General features: G+C 39.7%; 10 protein-coding genes. 8 read left to right on the forward strand and 2 right to left on the reverse strand.

Going from position 1 to position 16,863, the window contains the following annotated elements:
• Positions 1-11: 11 nt before the first annotated feature.
• Positions 12-563, reverse strand: coding sequence for a GNAT family N-acetyltransferase (locus tag AB3G73_RS11360; protein WP_217721233.1), 552 nt, complete (start codon positions 561-563; stop codon positions 12-14).
• A 3-nt stretch (positions 564-566) separates the two neighbouring features.
• Positions 567-719 carry a hypothetical protein gene (locus AB3G73_RS11365; protein WP_004326181.1) on the reverse strand — a complete coding sequence of 51 codons (153 nt, stop codon included), beginning with the start codon at positions 717-719 and terminating at the stop codon, positions 567-569.
• A 286-nt stretch (positions 720-1,005) separates the two neighbouring features.
• On the opposite strand from AB3G73_RS11365, the gene AB3G73_RS11370 reads away from it, so the two are divergent.
• From AB3G73_RS11370 to AB3G73_RS11405, 8 genes are all read left to right on the forward strand, one after another.
• Positions 1,006-1,605, forward strand: a complete 600-nt coding sequence (locus AB3G73_RS11370; protein ID WP_217721234.1) for a DNA-binding protein — start codon at positions 1,006-1,008, stop codon at positions 1,603-1,605.
• Positions 1,606-1,742: 137 nt separating this feature from the next.
• The gene (locus tag AB3G73_RS11375) at positions 1,743-3,008 is read left to right on the forward strand and encodes an ATP-binding protein (protein ID WP_217721235.1); all 1,266 of its coding nucleotides are present in this window, start codon (positions 1,743-1,745) and stop codon (positions 3,006-3,008) included.
• Between the two features lie 174 nt (positions 3,009-3,182).
• The gene (locus AB3G73_RS11380) at positions 3,183-3,662 is read left to right on the forward strand and encodes an HU family DNA-binding protein (protein ID WP_259023377.1); all 480 of its coding nucleotides are present in this window, start codon (positions 3,183-3,185) and stop codon (positions 3,660-3,662) included.
• A gap of 142 nt (positions 3,663-3,804) precedes the next feature.
• Complete coding sequence (locus AB3G73_RS11385; protein ID WP_004299385.1) at positions 3,805-4,050, forward strand: DUF4248 domain-containing protein; 246 nt, start codon at positions 3,805-3,807, stop codon at positions 4,048-4,050.
• Positions 4,051-4,440: 390 nt separating this feature from the next.
• On the forward strand, positions 4,441-8,454 hold the full coding sequence (locus AB3G73_RS11390) for a two-component regulator propeller domain-containing protein (protein WP_217721236.1): 4,014 nt from the start codon (positions 4,441-4,443) through the stop codon (positions 8,452-8,454).
• Between the two features lie 86 nt (positions 8,455-8,540).
• On the forward strand, positions 8,541-11,408 hold the full coding sequence (locus AB3G73_RS11395) for a glycoside hydrolase family 2 TIM barrel-domain containing protein (protein WP_367744948.1): 2,868 nt from the start codon (positions 8,541-8,543) through the stop codon (positions 11,406-11,408).
• 94 nt (positions 11,409-11,502) lie between these two features.
• Positions 11,503-13,761 (forward strand): sialate O-acetylesterase, encoded by a 2,259-nt coding sequence (locus AB3G73_RS11400; RefSeq protein ID WP_259023379.1) that lies wholly within the window; start codon positions 11,503-11,505, stop codon positions 13,759-13,761.
• Positions 13,762-13,788: 27 nt separating this feature from the next.
• Entirely contained in the window at positions 13,789-16,809 is a 3,021-nt protein-coding gene (locus AB3G73_RS11405) for a DNRLRE domain-containing protein (RefSeq protein ID WP_195649116.1), read from the forward strand.
• The last annotated feature ends 54 nt before the right edge of the window (positions 16,810-16,863 follow it).

Consider the following 16,863-nt stretch of genomic DNA (forward strand, 5'->3'; position numbering starts at 1 on the left):
GCTGCTCTAATCTATTTCACAATATCATTCAAGTCAAAATAAAGCAAACGTGTAGCAGAATCCACATCTTCATTATTCAAAGGAATAAATCCATTTTTCTCATAAAAAGGAACAGCTGCCGCATACGCATCTACAGTTAAAAAGCGACAACCCGTTTTATTTTCAATAACAAAGTAACTTTTGATAAAATTCAACAGGAATGAGCCTATTGATTGACCTTTCACAGATAAATCGACTCCTAAACGACAAATTTTAGCGGCAGGATAACTTTTTAAACGTTTCTCATTCACAAACCGATGCTTTCGAAAACGATTAAATTCTGTTTTATTCTCAAAATCAGACAAAGAAATACGATCATTAGCAAGGCTAAAATATGCGACTGTTTGTTGTCCCATTTTATTTTCAAGTACATAACTTACAGCTAACAAAGCTTCCCGATAAAGAAAAGATTCATTTAAAATAAAATCGTTCAGATCGGTATCTCCACAATCGAACGATTTTATTTTTTCTGAGATATTTAATTTACGCATCTCATACGCTTCCTCTATCAACTGACGATTCATTTTTTATTTTTTAAAGATTTTCATTGCCAGTTCATAGTCTTTCAACCTTTTTTCCCGCTGCTCCGGCGTTTCACTACGCTTCTCTTTCATCCGTTCTTCAAATCGCCGAGCATCTTCTCCGAAAAGTATCGGAGTTTCCTTAATTGGTCTTGCCATACTTATACAACTCCTTTCTTTTGGTTTATACGCTACAAAAGTAATTGAATAAATCAGGAAGTGCAAGTTATTACGAAGTTATCTTATTCATATAAAAAACTACTCTACAATTAAAGCACCTCTCTCTTGCATAAAGTAGCTACTTTTGTAGCACATATCAATTCGTTCCACAAATATGGAACGAAACAATAACAGATGTGGAACTAAAGGGAAACAACTGTAGAACTAAAAGTCAACAGTTGTAGAACGAATTAATAGTAACTATAAAATCACTAAACATTAGTATATGAGTGCAATATATGACCTATTTGAGACTCCTAGTCCAAACAAAGAAGAGAAACAACCGCTACACGCCCGTATTGTCTCCAAAGGAACCGTAGGTAAAGAAGAGTTTCTGGATCGTGTCCACAAGTTTACCGGTATCAGCAGAAGTTTATTGGCAGGAGCCATGGAAGCCTTTGCCAATGAAGCACGGGATTTACTAGCCGACGGCTGGAATGTAGAAATAGGGAACTTCGGATTCTTCTCTACCTCGCTGCAATGTCCGCCAATTAAAGATAAAAAAGAAATTCGGGCAGCGTCTGTCCAAATGAAAAATATTAATTTCCGCGCAAGCCGTCCATTCAAGAAAGAAGTAGGCGATAAAATGAGGCTGCAACGAGGAGAATCTATCACACGCCCTAAGAAAAATAGTATCTCCCGTGAGACGTGTCGCGACCGCCTCAACACATACTTGGAAAATCACCTATTCATCAGCCGGACAGATTATAGCCATCTGACAGGACGAAATAAAAAAGTGGCTATTGAAGAATTAAAATCCTTTATCACTGACGGAATAATAAGGAAAGAAGGGATTGGAAAGTTGACTGTATATATAAAGGTATAAACATCACAAAAACTCTTGGCACAAGTAGAATTGCTTATTTATCCTTTATCTTATCTACAAGACAAAATAATAGATATATTATCTTGTCTGTAGGATAAAAATGCTTATATTTGTATTATCAATAAGATATATACATTATGATGAATAGAACAATTCTAAAATCTGTAATTGCGGACAACCAACTTGAAGTCCCTAAATATAAAGTGATTCCAAGAAATTTCAACTTCGAGGAATTTGGGAATTATGTGTTTGTCGGCATAAGACGTGCCGGAAAATCATTTTTGCTTTATCAACGGATGCAACAACTCCTTTCACTAGGAATGGGTTGGGATGAGATGCTTTATATCAATTTTGAAGATGAACGGCTTGTTGGAATGTGCGTGAATGATTTAAACTTGCTGCTTGAAATTCATCTTGAGATGTATGGCAAAAGACCTATACTATTTCTTGATGAAATACAGAATATCACAGGTTGGGATAAGTTTGCACGTCGTATGGCAGACACTAAACATAGAGTATACATCACCGGCAGTAATGCAAAAATGCTTAGCGGAGATGTACAGACTACTCTCGGTGGACGATATATAACCGTAGACGTATACCCTTACAATTTCAAAGAATATCTTACAGCCAATAACATCGAACTAACCCCTATGTCCCTTATAGCTACGGAGAAGAAAGCCGAAATATTGCGCAAATTCAACGATTATTTTTTCTTTGGCGGATTTCCGGAAGGTGCCACACTTAATGCAAAACGGGATTATCTGACCAGTATATATCAAAAAATCTATCTGGGAGATATAGCTACGCGTCATTCGATTGACAATACATTTGCTCTTAGAGTATTGTTTAAGAAAATAGCCGAAAGCGTCAAACAACCCATATCCTTTAATCGCATCGCCAATATAGTTTCATCAACTGGCGCCAAAGTGGGTGTAACCACTGTTATAAACTACATGGAATATGCTAAAGACGCATGGCTCATTTCATCTATTCATAATATTGCCGGTAAATTAGCCGACAAGGAAAGTACGCCTAAATATTATTTTAATGACAACGGGATTCTAAATCTCTTTTTACTTGACGGACAAACATCTTTATTGGAAAATTTAGTTGCCATAACCCTACTTAGACGCTATGGACACAAAGATACTGTTTTTTTCTATAATAAAGGCATAGAGGTTGACTTTTATCTTCCGGATAGCACCACAGCCATTCAGGTATGTTACTCCTTAGACAACAGTGACGGAACATACGACCGTGAAGTGGGAGCTCTCATTAAGCTATCCAGAGTCCTCGACTGTTCCCAACTGATGATAATTACATATTCTGAAGAACGGACTATTGAAATAGAAGGAAAACTAATTGAAATACTCCCTATTTGGAAATGGCTATTAAAGTAGAAAATATAAGAATCTATAAATCAGAAGTATACAAACAAAATAAATAAAAGTGAATCAAAGTACGTACATCTAGGACCGTTAAAGCACCTCCCCGGAAAGTGCCCATAGTATCTTTGCATCGTGATCACAAAGAGAATTGATAACTAAAGTAACTAATTAAAAAAACAAAAAACTATGGCACTTAGATACGTCATTAAAAAAAGAACATTCGGCTTTGATAAAACTAAAGCTGAAAAGTATGTAGCACAAAATGTAATCACCAATACGGTGGATTTCAGAGATTTGTGCGAGGAAATCACTAAAGTCGGAATGGTTCCCAGTGGAGCGGTAAAATTTGTACTCGATGCTTTGATCGATACATTAAATCTCAACCTTAGAAAAGGTATTTCTGTTCAATTAGGAGATTTCGGATGCTTCCGTCCAGGTATGAATTGCGAAAGTCAGGATACTGAAAAAGAGGTAGATAGCGATACGATACGCAGAGTGAAAATTATTTTCACTCCGGGCTACAAATTCAAAGAGATGCTTAGTAAAGTCAGTGTTCAAAAAGCGGTGGCTTCCGATGATGGCTCCATCAGCCCGGAACAACCGGATTCCAACCCGAATCCCAATCCGGATGACGGCAAAGGAGAAGCACCGGACCCGGCAGCATAAGATTAATTATCAGCCTTTAAAAGCAGGAAAACAGTACCCGTCCGTAGGCGGGTACTGTTTTCCAAAGTATTCTTATAAAAGACTTGACAACGCCTTTTTTATTTTGTACCTTTACAACATCTTAAAACATTAAACTATCAACATGAAAGAATTGCCATCAGAAGAGGAAGAAATTCCGTTTCGCATTAAAACTTATAAGAAAAAGGAATTGGCTTGTATGTACAATCCGAACATTACACCCCGTTGCGCCATACGCATATTCACCAAATGGATTAAAATAAATAAAGAACTGCTCCGGTTATTGACTGCCACAGGTTATCATCCGCGTACACGAACTTTTACTCCCCGACAGGTACAAATCATAACCAGTATTCTGGACATTCCATAAGGATGTCCAGAATACTGGTTTTATCATTGCAGTTGTCCCGCCGCTTTCAAATAAGCCACATAATTCACAGTATGTCGGTACATCTCCTAAAGAATATCAGAACAAGAAGATAGGACTGTTGCCTTCGTGAGTCAGCAAAACAAAATTCTATTCTTTTTTGATATTACAATAATCTGAATTGGAATATAATCAATAAAAAAGGATTATTCACCGATTGCGTACAATATTGATATATAATCGTCCTATTCTTATATTAAAAACAGCTACCCAACACTACCTTTGTTACCAACCGATTATTTTCGGAAGATTGTATTAGTTAAACAAGCCGTTTTACTTGGTATACTTCGAAAATAATTCATAAGTTTGTTTTGTATTAAAGGAGTCCATTGTATGTATAAGAAGTATATCCCTTTTCTTTTATTATTTATTTCTACTCTTTCGTTTGGACAAAATATACATTTTCAGGCACTCGGAGTAGAAAATGGTATTTCACAACCCACAATCACATCTATTTATCAAGACGAGTTCGGTATTATCTGGATAGGGACCAAAGATGGCCTGAACCGATATAACGGCACTGACTTCCATATATTCCGTCCGATAGAGAACGATAAAAACAGCTTGTACAATAATAACATCGGTACCATCTGCGGTGATAAAAACGGTCATATTTATATCCGGTGCAAATACGCCGTAGTAGAATATGATATTAGAAAAAACACCTTCCATACTATCCGTAATAACAATATCCAGGCCATTGACTACGGCAACTCCCAGTTATGGGTTTGCACGAGAGATTCATTGTTCACCTACAACCGCACAGAAGATAAATTAGCATATTATTACCACCTGGACAGCGCACGCATATCATGCGTCACTGAAGATCATGAAGGCAACCTGTATGTAGGAACCATGAATAAAGGCTTGTACATGATAGACAGCAACAAGAAATGGCTTAATTATCTTCCCGATAAAGATATAACCTGTATTTATGAAGATTCCAAGAAAAACATCTGGATAGGGACTAAGGATGACGGACTTTTCCGGCTAGACAGAAACGGTGTACAAACCAACTACAAGGACGGACCTTATAAAAACAGGCTTTCCAGTAATTATATCCGTTGCATTATGGAAGACAGCTGGGGGAATTACTGGATAGGGACTTTTAAAGGGCTGGACAAGCTGGATGTCTCCACCAATATTACTCATTACAGTGAAGACAACAAGCCTTATAGCCTAAGCAACTCTTCTATCATTTGTATGATGAAAGATCAGCAAGGGACCTTCTGGATAGGTACCTACTATGGAGGAATCAACCTATTTAATCCGGATTATGAAATCTATACCTATTATTATCCGGATGAATCGCAGAAAGGAAAATTGACTTCTCCTTTCGCCGGAAGAATGAAAGAAGACTCCAAAGGCGGCATTTGGATCGCAACAGAAGGCGGAGGAGTGAATTATCTCGATAGAAAAACAAAAAACTTCATCGAATATAAACATAGTAATAATAGTAATTCTCTTACATCCAATGCAATCCAAGCTCTATATCTGGATGAGAAGAACCAGCTCCTATGGATAGGAACGCTAAAGGGAGGATTGGACAAGCTGGATTTGAAAACGCAGAAATTCACCAACTACAGACATATTCCCGGCAAGGAGAATACATTGATTAACGATATAGTCCGGAAAATTATTCCGTATAAAGGAAACTTGTTGCTGGCCACCCACGACGGTATCGGTTTATTTAATCCGCAAACCGGAGAATGTACCAAACTATTAATGGACAGCAAACTCAACAACAGGCAGATCATCGATATGCATCTCGACAAGCATGACAATCTATGGTTTTCCTATTACCGGGGGCTGGTAAAGTATAATATTGAAACCCATAAACGGGATGAATACTTTGTTCCCAACACCTCCGGAAGAGTCATAGGAAGCAACCTTATAAATGTACTCTTTGAAGATAAAAAAGGAAACATATGGGCAGGTTCTTCCGGAGACGGGATATTTCTATACCAACCTGATACTAATACATTCAAGTCGTTTAACTCACAAAATTCAGACTTGATTAACGATTATATCCTGGATATAAACGAATCTCTTTCCGGTTACCTTCTGATAGCAAGCAACCAGGGCTTTTCTCGTTTTGACATGGAAAACGAGCGGTTTTATAACTATAACAAACAAAATGGTTTCCCGATGACAGCGTTGAATCCTTACGGATTGTTTGTTGCCCATGATAATGAGATCTTCCTATCCGGTCCTAAGATGATGATATCTTTCTTTGAAAAGGAACTGAATTCTTACGTTAAACCTTATCAACTGAACTTTACTTCATTGGAGGTGAACAATAAACTCATATTGCCTAATGATGGTTCCGGTATCCTTTCCGAGTCTATCTTATATCAACCGCAAATCACTCTGAACCACAACCATTCCATACTCACTGTTAATTTCTCATTATCAAATTATGTATCAGTACTAAGAAATCGGATTTACTATAAACTGGAGGGCTTTGATAAAGAATGGATGAGTGCCGGTTATCGCAAAGGTATCACTTATACGAACCTGAATCCGGGTAACTACAAGCTAATGATAAAAAGCTCCGAAGAATATTCCGGAAGGGAAAGCATTTGCAAAGAAATAGACATTATTGTAAAACCGCCTTTCTATAAATCGACATGGGCGTACTGTTCTTATGTCGTTATCATGATTATTTCTCTCTATATAATAGTGAGTTTCTACTCTTCCAAGTTGAAATTGAGGGCCTCACTTGAATATGAGAAGAAAGAAAAAAAGCAGATAGAAGAATTGAACCAGTCCAAACTCCGATTTTTCACTAATATATCACATGAATTCCGTACTCCGCTTACTCTGATTGTGAGTCAGCTGGAAATGTTGATGGAACGGAATGATATTCAACCGCTAGTATATGGCAGACTGATAGGCATCCATAGAAACACACTGCGCATGAAACGTTTGATAACCGAATTGCTTGACTTCAGGAAACAAGAGCAGGGATTCGAAAAGTTTAAATATAGCAAACAGAATATCTATTCGTTTCTGGATGAAATTTATCTATCCTTCAAGGAATATGCCAGAGGCAAACAGATTATTTTCGAATACTTCAACAAAGACCGTTCATTAGATGTATGGTTTGATGTGGTGCAACTGGAAAAGGTTATTTATAATTTATTGTCCAATGCCTTTAAATATACACCTCTCGGAGGTACGGTTTCGTTGTCAGTACAAGAGTATGAAAACAGCGTTATGATACTTATTTCAGATACGGGAATCGGCATTGCCGAAGAAAATTTGGACAAGATATTCGACCGCTTCTATCAAGTCGACAGCTTGGATAACCAGAAAGGTACGGGCATCGGGCTGGCTCTTGCAAAAAGTATTATCGAAGCTCACCAAGGTAAAATCGGCGCCCGAAGCCGGGAGGGAAAAGGAACGACATTTGTCGTCGAGTTGCCTTTGGGAGACAGCCACATATCGGCTTCACAAAAGATAGAGACTCCTGATATTGATTCATACTGCATCTCGTTACTGAAGATGGATGATGAAAAGATGCCGGAGGAACTGCCGGATGACGACAACTCCGACAGTAAGGAAGAACCGTCGAATAAAATACTGATTGTCGAAGATAACGAAGAGTTAAGAGAACTGCTAGTACGGTTATTCTCCAAAGTATATTCGGTTTATGAAGCACAAGACGGTGAAGAAGGTTTTGAAAAAACCAAAGAAGTGCAACCCGATATTGTGCTTAGTGACATCATGATGCCCAAAATGTCCGGTATAGAAATGTGCCGGATGATTAAGAGTAATTTTGAAACGTCACACATTCCTGTAATACTGCTCACAGCACAGACTGCGGAAGAATTTACTATACAAGGGTTAAAAATGGGGGCGGATGACTATATCACCAAACCTTTTAATGTGAAACATTTGTTTATGCGTTGTAATAACCTGGTGAACGGCAGAAAGCTGTTACAGAAAAAATATGCTAAACAAATGGATAATAATATAGATATTCTGGCAACCAATGGGGCAGACCAGCAATTTATGGAACAATGTGTGACCTGTATCGAACAGAACATCGATAATCCCGATTTTGACGTGAATATGTTTGCACAGGCTTTAAACATCGGACGCACTAAGTTATTCCTGAAACTGAAAGGAATAACAGGACAGACACCGAATGATTTTATTTTGAACGTCAGACTGAAAAAAGCACAAATGCTGCTGATCCAGTCTGACACTAAAACAATTTCAGAAATAGCTTATGAAGTAGGTTTCAACTCTCCAAGCTATTTCATTAAACGATTCAGGGAATTGTTTGGAATGACACCGGCGCAGTTCCAGAAAGGAGAAGAAAAAAAGACTCCCGAATAAGCACTTTCCAGATTAGCGGTGCTTTATCTGAATTTATCAATACGTGGAATAAATTTATTATCCATTTTAAATACAATAATCATACTATGAAAACAAAGCTATTAGGTGCTTTTGGCCTGTTATTCCCATTATTATTGACAGCAGCCAATATTCAAAGAATAACTCCTGTCACCTCTGATAAGAGTGTCAAGATAGAAGTAGCATTATCAGCAGAGGCAGGTGAACGGTTATTATTTGATGCTACCATTGTCGGTTCACAGAATAAAGAGAAACTATGCAGCTTTTCCAAAGAATATCTCTTTACTCATAAAACCGATACGACAGTAGTACTGGAGACAGGCCAACTGACTCCTAAATTGTGGAGTCCGGTTTCACCTGTACTCTATGATCTGACACTAAAAGCCGGGGAGCAGACTTTTCAGAAGAAAATCGGATTCAGAAAGTTCGAGATGCATAACGGTATCTTCTATTTAAATGACAACCCGATCTACCTGAGAGGCAATGCCATAAATCCACCGGAACGTGGCATACCGGAACAACTGGAACAAAGTAAAGAGTTTGCCCGTGACTATGTGCGATATATGAAAAGCCTCCATATAAATATCATCCGTATCCCTGATAACCAAAATTGGATGGACGTATGCGACGAAGAAGGAATGATGATATTCGCCGGCCGGTACGGTCGCCCCAAACATGCAACCCAAACAGCTCCCCCGAAAGATTTTGAACTATCGCTCAAAACTTATAAGGAAATAGATTTAGGCCCGTTCGCCTCCCATCCTTCTGTTGTGATTTATATCTTATCCAACGAAATGCCTTACGAAGGAAAGGCGGGTGATTTATACAGAGATTTTCTCACCCGAATGTATCAGGAACTCAAAAAATGGGATAATACCCGCCTGTATATATGTAATGCAGGCTATGGTCTGGGGAAATCTGCAGACATTTATGACGTGCACAGATATTGGGGATGGTATTACAACTCTTTTCTTACTTACCTGAATATGCGCGATAAGGATATGTGGCAGAATCCGGGCAAAGTACAGCCGATCACCTTTACGGAATGTGTTGGCAATTATACCGGTATAGACGGACGCTTTAACCTCTGTTCAAGAACCAAACAACCCGGTTCTCAAAAATGCTGGACAGGGCATTTGCCTGATACGGAACAGGCAGAAGCAGCCATGGCCTATCAGGCGTTTGTCCTGAAAAATGCCACGGAACTATTCCGGCGTTTGAGAAGCCAAAACGATTGTCTGGCAGGCACCATGCCCTTCACAATTGTATTTCATAATTGGGATGGAGTGAAATCTTTTGCCGAAATGAAGCCAAAACCGGTTGCCGGACAATATCAACTTAGTTATCAGTCCATATTATTGAGCTGGGAAAACTGGCAATCACAGATATATGCAGGAAACAAACTTTCAGTGGTGGCTCATGTGGTAAATGATGACGATTACTGCAATGCATTGAGTGATGTCCGTCTGCATTGGTGGATTGAACAGGAAGGCAGGAAAGTGATATCGGGAGAAAATGAATTTCCGTTTGTACCTTATTACGGAACCGGTAAATTGCCTCTGACTATCAATATCCCCCCCAATTTGCTTACGGGAGATTATTTATTAAAAGGAGAGATTTATTCCAAAGGCAAAAAAGTGTCATATAATGAAAGCGAATTATTTATAGCCGGAAAGGACTGGAACAGCGCAGTTGATGCAACAGCTACGATTTCCGTATATGACACCACACCGGAACAACAGACTTTGAATTGTTTGAAAAGAAACGGATATTCGGTGAAACCAGTACGTTCAATAACAGAACTCACCCAAAACTCCACGCTTGTCATCGGCAAAAACTCATGGAATGATAATCTTGACAGGCAGACCGGAGAACTGAAAGCATATATCAATAAGGGTGGCCGCATAATTTGTCTGGAGCAGGATAAAACAGACTTCAACCAATCCTGGTCACCTATAAAGATTGAATTTCTGCAGCACAGTAATAACGACCCGGTCTATCTGTCACCTTCTCTGGCATATAAAGACGGAATGAATATTAACCTGGAACGTCCCTATCATCCGATTTTCAAAGGATTAAATCCCCGTATGTTCAGGCTATGGTCTGACTATACATCCTATGATGAGTCGAAGAATGGTTTTCCGGCCATCTACCCTGTAAAAGCCGGTTATGACCTGCAATCACCCTCCATGAAGGATGTAGCTGTTCTTGCCAATTATAGCCGTGCTCTGGCTGCTACGGCATTATCCGAAATATTTATAGGTAAAGGTTCCATCCTTTTATCCGGATTTGACTTGATAGACCACTGCGGAACAGATCCAGTAGCTGACAAACTTTTGTCCAACATGATTCAATACATGGCTGTCGATAAGAAGCACGAACGATATGTAGCCGTAAACGATTCCATTATCTGGGGAGACTATGCCTCCGAACGAGGAATCGTCAATGCTCCCTGCAACGGCCTGATGGTAAACACGGTTCCTATCATTCCTAAGGGACAGGAAGAACTGCCTAAGTATAAAGTGCAGATTGACGAATATGGCTATCAGTATGCAGGTTCCTACGGAGGCTGGAATTCGAAACCGGGAGTACAATACGTTCCTTATGGCAGACGCCCGATGGCCCCATTCAAATTCTCGCGTGGTGGAAGCCCTATAATCGATAAGTCGTCCACTATTGGAGAAGGTTACTTTTATCTGGCACTTCCCCGAAAAGCGAAGACTATGATTACCGTATTGGAGAACCCGGTAGAAGAACCTCTTAATATCAGTCTTTCGGTTGCAGAAGGAGAATGGAAAGAGTATGTTATTCAACCTAAACAGCAGTTGGTTATCAGAACAAATATCTCTCATTTAAAAGACAGTATGAAGGTGATGCTGAAAGGAGACAGGCGTACCATATTGTTAAAGACGATAATAAGCAAATCGAAAAGTTAACTTCCGTACGATGTTACTTCTTAAAAGAACGATTTTTATATCTTATAATGTACAAAAGCAGGATATTTGCCAATGAATTTTAATCAGGCAAACTATGAAACGCATATTATTCTCTTTGTATTTATCTCTGATAGCAATACTGACTTTTGCAACAGACGGATTTACGGTAGCAGATGTCTTTACGGACCATATGGTGTTGCAGCGAAATGCCATAATAAAGATATGGGGAGAAGCTCAAAACGGCTCACTGGTTGAGGTCCGGTTTGCAGGGCAGCTTCAGAAAGTAAAAGCCATTCAGGGAAAATGGCAAGTGACATTGAAGACCGGAGAAGCCGGAGGACCCTATAAATTAGAAGTTATAAACGGTAATAATAAGGTTAGTTTTCAAGATGTTTTAATAGGTGACGTATGGTTGGCGGGTGGTCAGTCGAACATGGAATTCGCTTTACGCAGGGTAAAAGATGCTCAAACGGAAATTAGTTTGGCAGACTATCCACAAATACGTTATTATAAAGTACCGAGAAAATTCTACCCGGAACAGGAAGTGTCCAAAGCATCATGGAGGGTATGTTCACCGCAGACAGCACCGGAGTTTTCTGCTATCGCTTATTATTTTTCCAGAAACATACATAAAGAGTTGAATGTTCCTATCGGTATCATTCAGACTCCGGTAGGAGGAACCACGGTGGAGGCCTGGACAAGCAGGACACTGCTGATGTCGGACAAAGACTTCCAGCCGATAGTACAGCATTATGACAGTATGGTGAATTCTTACGGACCGGACGGGTACGAGAAATTATACAACCGTTATGTTTCAAGCCTGACAGAATATCACCAGCTGAGCGAAGAACAAAAGAAATATATAGACAAACCGGTAGAACCTATGGGAAGAAAGAATTTCCATAGGCCGATAGGGTTGTCCGAGACAATGCTAAACACTGTTATCCCTTACACATTGAAAGGTTTCCTCTTTTATCAGGGAGAGTCGAACACAGCCCGCGGAGCGCAGTACCGCAAACTGTTCCCTGCCATGATAAAGGAATGGAGAACTGCTTGGGGACAGGGAGATATTCCTTTTCTCTTTATTCAGTTACCCAGATTCGAAACGAAAACACGCTATTGGTATGAACTACGTGAAGCGCAATACCTCACCTCACTCCATGTAAAAAATACAGCAATGGTTGTCGCTTTCGATCAGGGTAATCCGAAAGATATTCATCCCATAGTGAAAGACACGGTAGGCTGGCGGTTGTCTCAATTAGCACTAGGAAAAGTTTACGGTAAAAAAGTGGTTTGCCAAGGACCGGAGTTCAAAAAGATGACGAAAACTGCCGATGGCTCTTTGCTACTTGATTTTGCCAATACCGGTACAGGACTCGTTAGCAAAGACAAAGCAGCAACACTTTCAGGCTTCACTGTTGCGGGTAAAGACGGCAAGTTTTATCCCGCTGAAGCAATAATCGTAGGCAAAAATCAAGTAAAAGTGAAAAATAATCTGGTGACAAATCCCGTAGATGTCCGTTACCTCTGGGTGAATAGTACCGATATGAACTTATTTAATGAAGAGGGTTTTCCGGCAGTTCCTTTCCGTACAGACAAATATCAGTTGATGACAGAAGGTGTCCATATTAATCCTGAACCAAAAATTCCTGACCTTGATTTGTTTCTTTTTATCGGTCAGTCCAATATGGCCGGAAGAGGATATATCACAGATAACTATAAAGGTTATATTAAAAACACATATCTGCTTACTCCCACCGGCAGTATGGAACCGGCACGCAATCCTCTGAATAAATATTCTACGATCCGCAAACGATTGGGTTTACAAGGAGTAGGACCTGCCTATTCATTTGCAAAATCAATCACAGAAAGAACCGGACGTCCACTAGGACTGGTAGTCAATGCCCGTGGAGGCAGTTCAATCAACTCATGGATGAAGGGAGCAAAAGATAATTATTATGATGAAACCCTGTCACGTATACGTCAAGCGATGAAGTTCGGTACACTAAAAGCCATCATCTGGCATCAAGGAGAAAGCGACAGTAATGACCCGGCAACATATATGCCGAAACTACAAGAACTGATAGCCAATTTACGGAAAGACCTAAATAATGAAAAACTCCCATTTATTGTAGGCGAACTGGCAGAATGGAGAAAGAATGGAACATCGGAAACATTCAATGAAATGTTACGCACGGTTCCAAAACACATTCCTTATTCTTATTGCGTGTCATCCAAAGAATTAGTTCCTCTGATTAATGAAAGTGACCCTCATTTCAGCGCAGACAGCCAGATCATTCTGGGACGCAGATATGCAGAAGCTACCTATAATGCTTGTTACTCCGGAAAATAAATACATACCATAAAATACAAAAGATTTATGTACCTTAGAAAATGTTTGGTTTTAGTTTATGGAGCCATGACTATACCTTTTACAAGTATATCAGCTGACAATGTGAATGTAGCATTACATAAACCGGTAATAGCATCCTCACAACAAAAAGAGTTTCCAGCATCAAATGTGACTGACGGAGTCATTTCACGTAAATCTTCCTGGATAAGTGACCCAAATGCCCGTGCTCCGCATATTCTTGATGTCAATTTGCAGAGATATTATGATATTGACAGGGTAGTTATCCACACAGGAATCCCTGAATCGGAAAAGACAGAACAGGAGAAGGGAAAAGCTCCCGGCTTCTGGGCAATGAAGAATTTCAAGATTCAATATTGGGACGACGCAAACTGGACAGACTTACCCAATACGGAATGTACAGAAAACAGGCTGGACAAAATAGAATTCACATTTACTCCACAACTTACTACTTTCCAGCTTCGACTAATCTCTACTGATGGGGAACCTGTTACCATCAATGAGTTTGAAGTATATGGCAAAGAAAAGAAAAATATGATTGCTCCTGTTATTCAGAATGAACTGCCAGACAGAGTTCATAAAGAATTTCCTAAGGACATGCTTGTAACAGTCAATAAAAATGTAGTAGGAAATACCATGAAATACGTGGCTTACAATCAAGGATATTATATGCCCGGCAGCAACATATCAGGTTGGCTTGAATATTCCAATGTAAACAGTTTACGCGTATGGACATCTATGAATGATTATGTACCCGAAGAAGCTGTGAATTATCAAAAGAACCTGAATACACTAGAAGAGTTTGAATCGTACAAACATGAATTACGAAGCAATCCCGAAAAAAATAACTTCATCAAATGGAAACCAATTTTGGAAAGATGTCGCAAACAACAATTCTCAACCAATTCAATGGTATTTGAATATGCTTTACTAGAATTGAAACGTTTGAACATAGATGTAGTCCTACAGATGAATTCAACAGACTTTGACAATACATGGAGCAATAAATGGAAACAATGGCAACGTTTTTATGCCCTGGCATTTTATGCAGCCAAAACGGGTGACGTGACAATGTTCGCCATGCAGAACGAACCTAATCACCGACATTCCGGTCCGATGAAAATCACACAATATGTAGATGCCATGAAAGTTGTGTCAGATGCTATATATTGTGCTATACAGGATGTAAACAAACTCTATGGAAAACATCTGAAATCACGTTTTGTAAGTCCTGTTACGGCAGGCTCCAACGCTAACTGGTGGGCGGAGGTTGTGAAAAGCCTGCGTATTGATTATCGGGGATTACCTTCCGACAGAGACTTGCTGGACATATTCTCGACACACTCTTATAATCTTCCGGCAGCAGGATATGTATCCAAGGTTTCGGACATACGGAAGATCATAGTAGATAATCATCCTTTAAACCGCTCTCTTCCGATAGTGTATACTGAAACCGGGCGTTGGATGAATGCCTATCTTATTGACAAATACGAGACGATGGACTCCCCTTCCCTATTTACCGAATGGGCAGGTGAATATACAAACAATACCCTTAACCAAGGGTATGGTATGTGGGCCTTCAAATTTGCCAACACAACCAGCAACACCTATCCGCGTGGCATTAAATCGGGACATCATTTTATCTGGCAAGGCAAGAGAATCGTGGAAGATGCTTACAATAACGTAGCATTGGGGAAGAAAGTCATTGATTTGACTTCTTCACATCCTGCACAAGTGAAAGTGATCACCGACGGCAACAAGACCGATGTCTCCATGTGGACATCTGTGAATACAGACGAAAAGAAATGCCTCGAAATAGATTTGGGAAAGAGTTATTCTTTGGGTGCAGCTGTGATTTATACAGGCTCGGAATACGGAGTCTACACAGGTCCGGACCGCGTGAAGAATTTCCGGTTGCAATATTGGGAGGGTACCGGTTGGAAAGACATTGAAGAAACGATTGAAGAGAATGCCCGCTACACACAATCATTCTTTCTATTTAAGACTCCTGTGACAAGTTCGAGAATTCGTTTTATTGCTACCGATAAGGGCAGTATCAAGGTGAGGGAGATAAAATTGTTTGATGAAGAATCAGTAAAAAACATCCCGGAATCTTATGACATCAGTGGCATTCAGCGGACGGGACAGGTAGTCCGGCTTTTTGCAAAAGGTTTTAAGGACGAACGGCCGCTATTGGAAACGGTGAAATCAGTCCCCGATAATGAGGTAGATGCATTAACCTCTTACAACCCGGAAGAAATGCGATATTATATATGGCTTGTACAACGTAAACTCTCGCCAAACACGCTGACTTTGAATTTAAAATCATTAAACCTCCCCACCGGTACAAAGGTATTTGCCGAAGAAGTAAGTGCGGATGCTTATGGCGAAGTGGTGTGGTCAAAAGAAATTTCTGAAAACGGACAACTATCGTTCGAACTACCGGCTCAAAGTGTGATGCTTCTTACCATCCCTGCTTGCCAAAGTACGCCTTGCACTTTGATTGCTACAGCAGACGCTACTATAAAGAGTGGCAGTAATAGCGAAAAGAACTTTGGCAAAATAAAAAAGATGAGTGTAGAAATGAACGCTTCACAGATTAATCACAATCAGGTCAGCTACATCAAATTCGACTTGTCCAAAGTAGATAATATAAATGCGGCACTACTGCAGATTTATGGTAATTCGTCGGACAAGCATTCATATCGTTTCCATGTCTACGCCTTAGACAACTGCGATTGGAATGAAATGTCCTTAAATTGGAATAATGCTCCTAATTTAGATAGGGAACAAATGCGCATAACCCAGGTAGGAAACACCGCACATGTAGCGGGAGAAATCGTAGTCGATAAAAATGCTTCATATCATCAGCTCGATGTTACCGGATTGGTCCGTAAGTGCAAGCAGAAAGAGATCACTTTTGCGTTGATAAGGGAACTCAGACAATTGGGCGATGACTCGGACAATGAAAGAAGCTGCTATTTTGATACGAAGGAATCTAATAATAAGCCTGTATTATCTATTTGGTGACATGAAATAAGCATTCGTATAATATTGCTTTCTTTTCGTACGATCCTTTTATGT

Source organism: Bacteroides sp. L008, assembly GCF_040812255.1.
In the GTDB taxonomy this organism is placed as follows: domain Bacteria; phylum Bacteroidota; class Bacteroidia; order Bacteroidales; family Bacteroidaceae; genus Bacteroides; species Bacteroides vicugnae.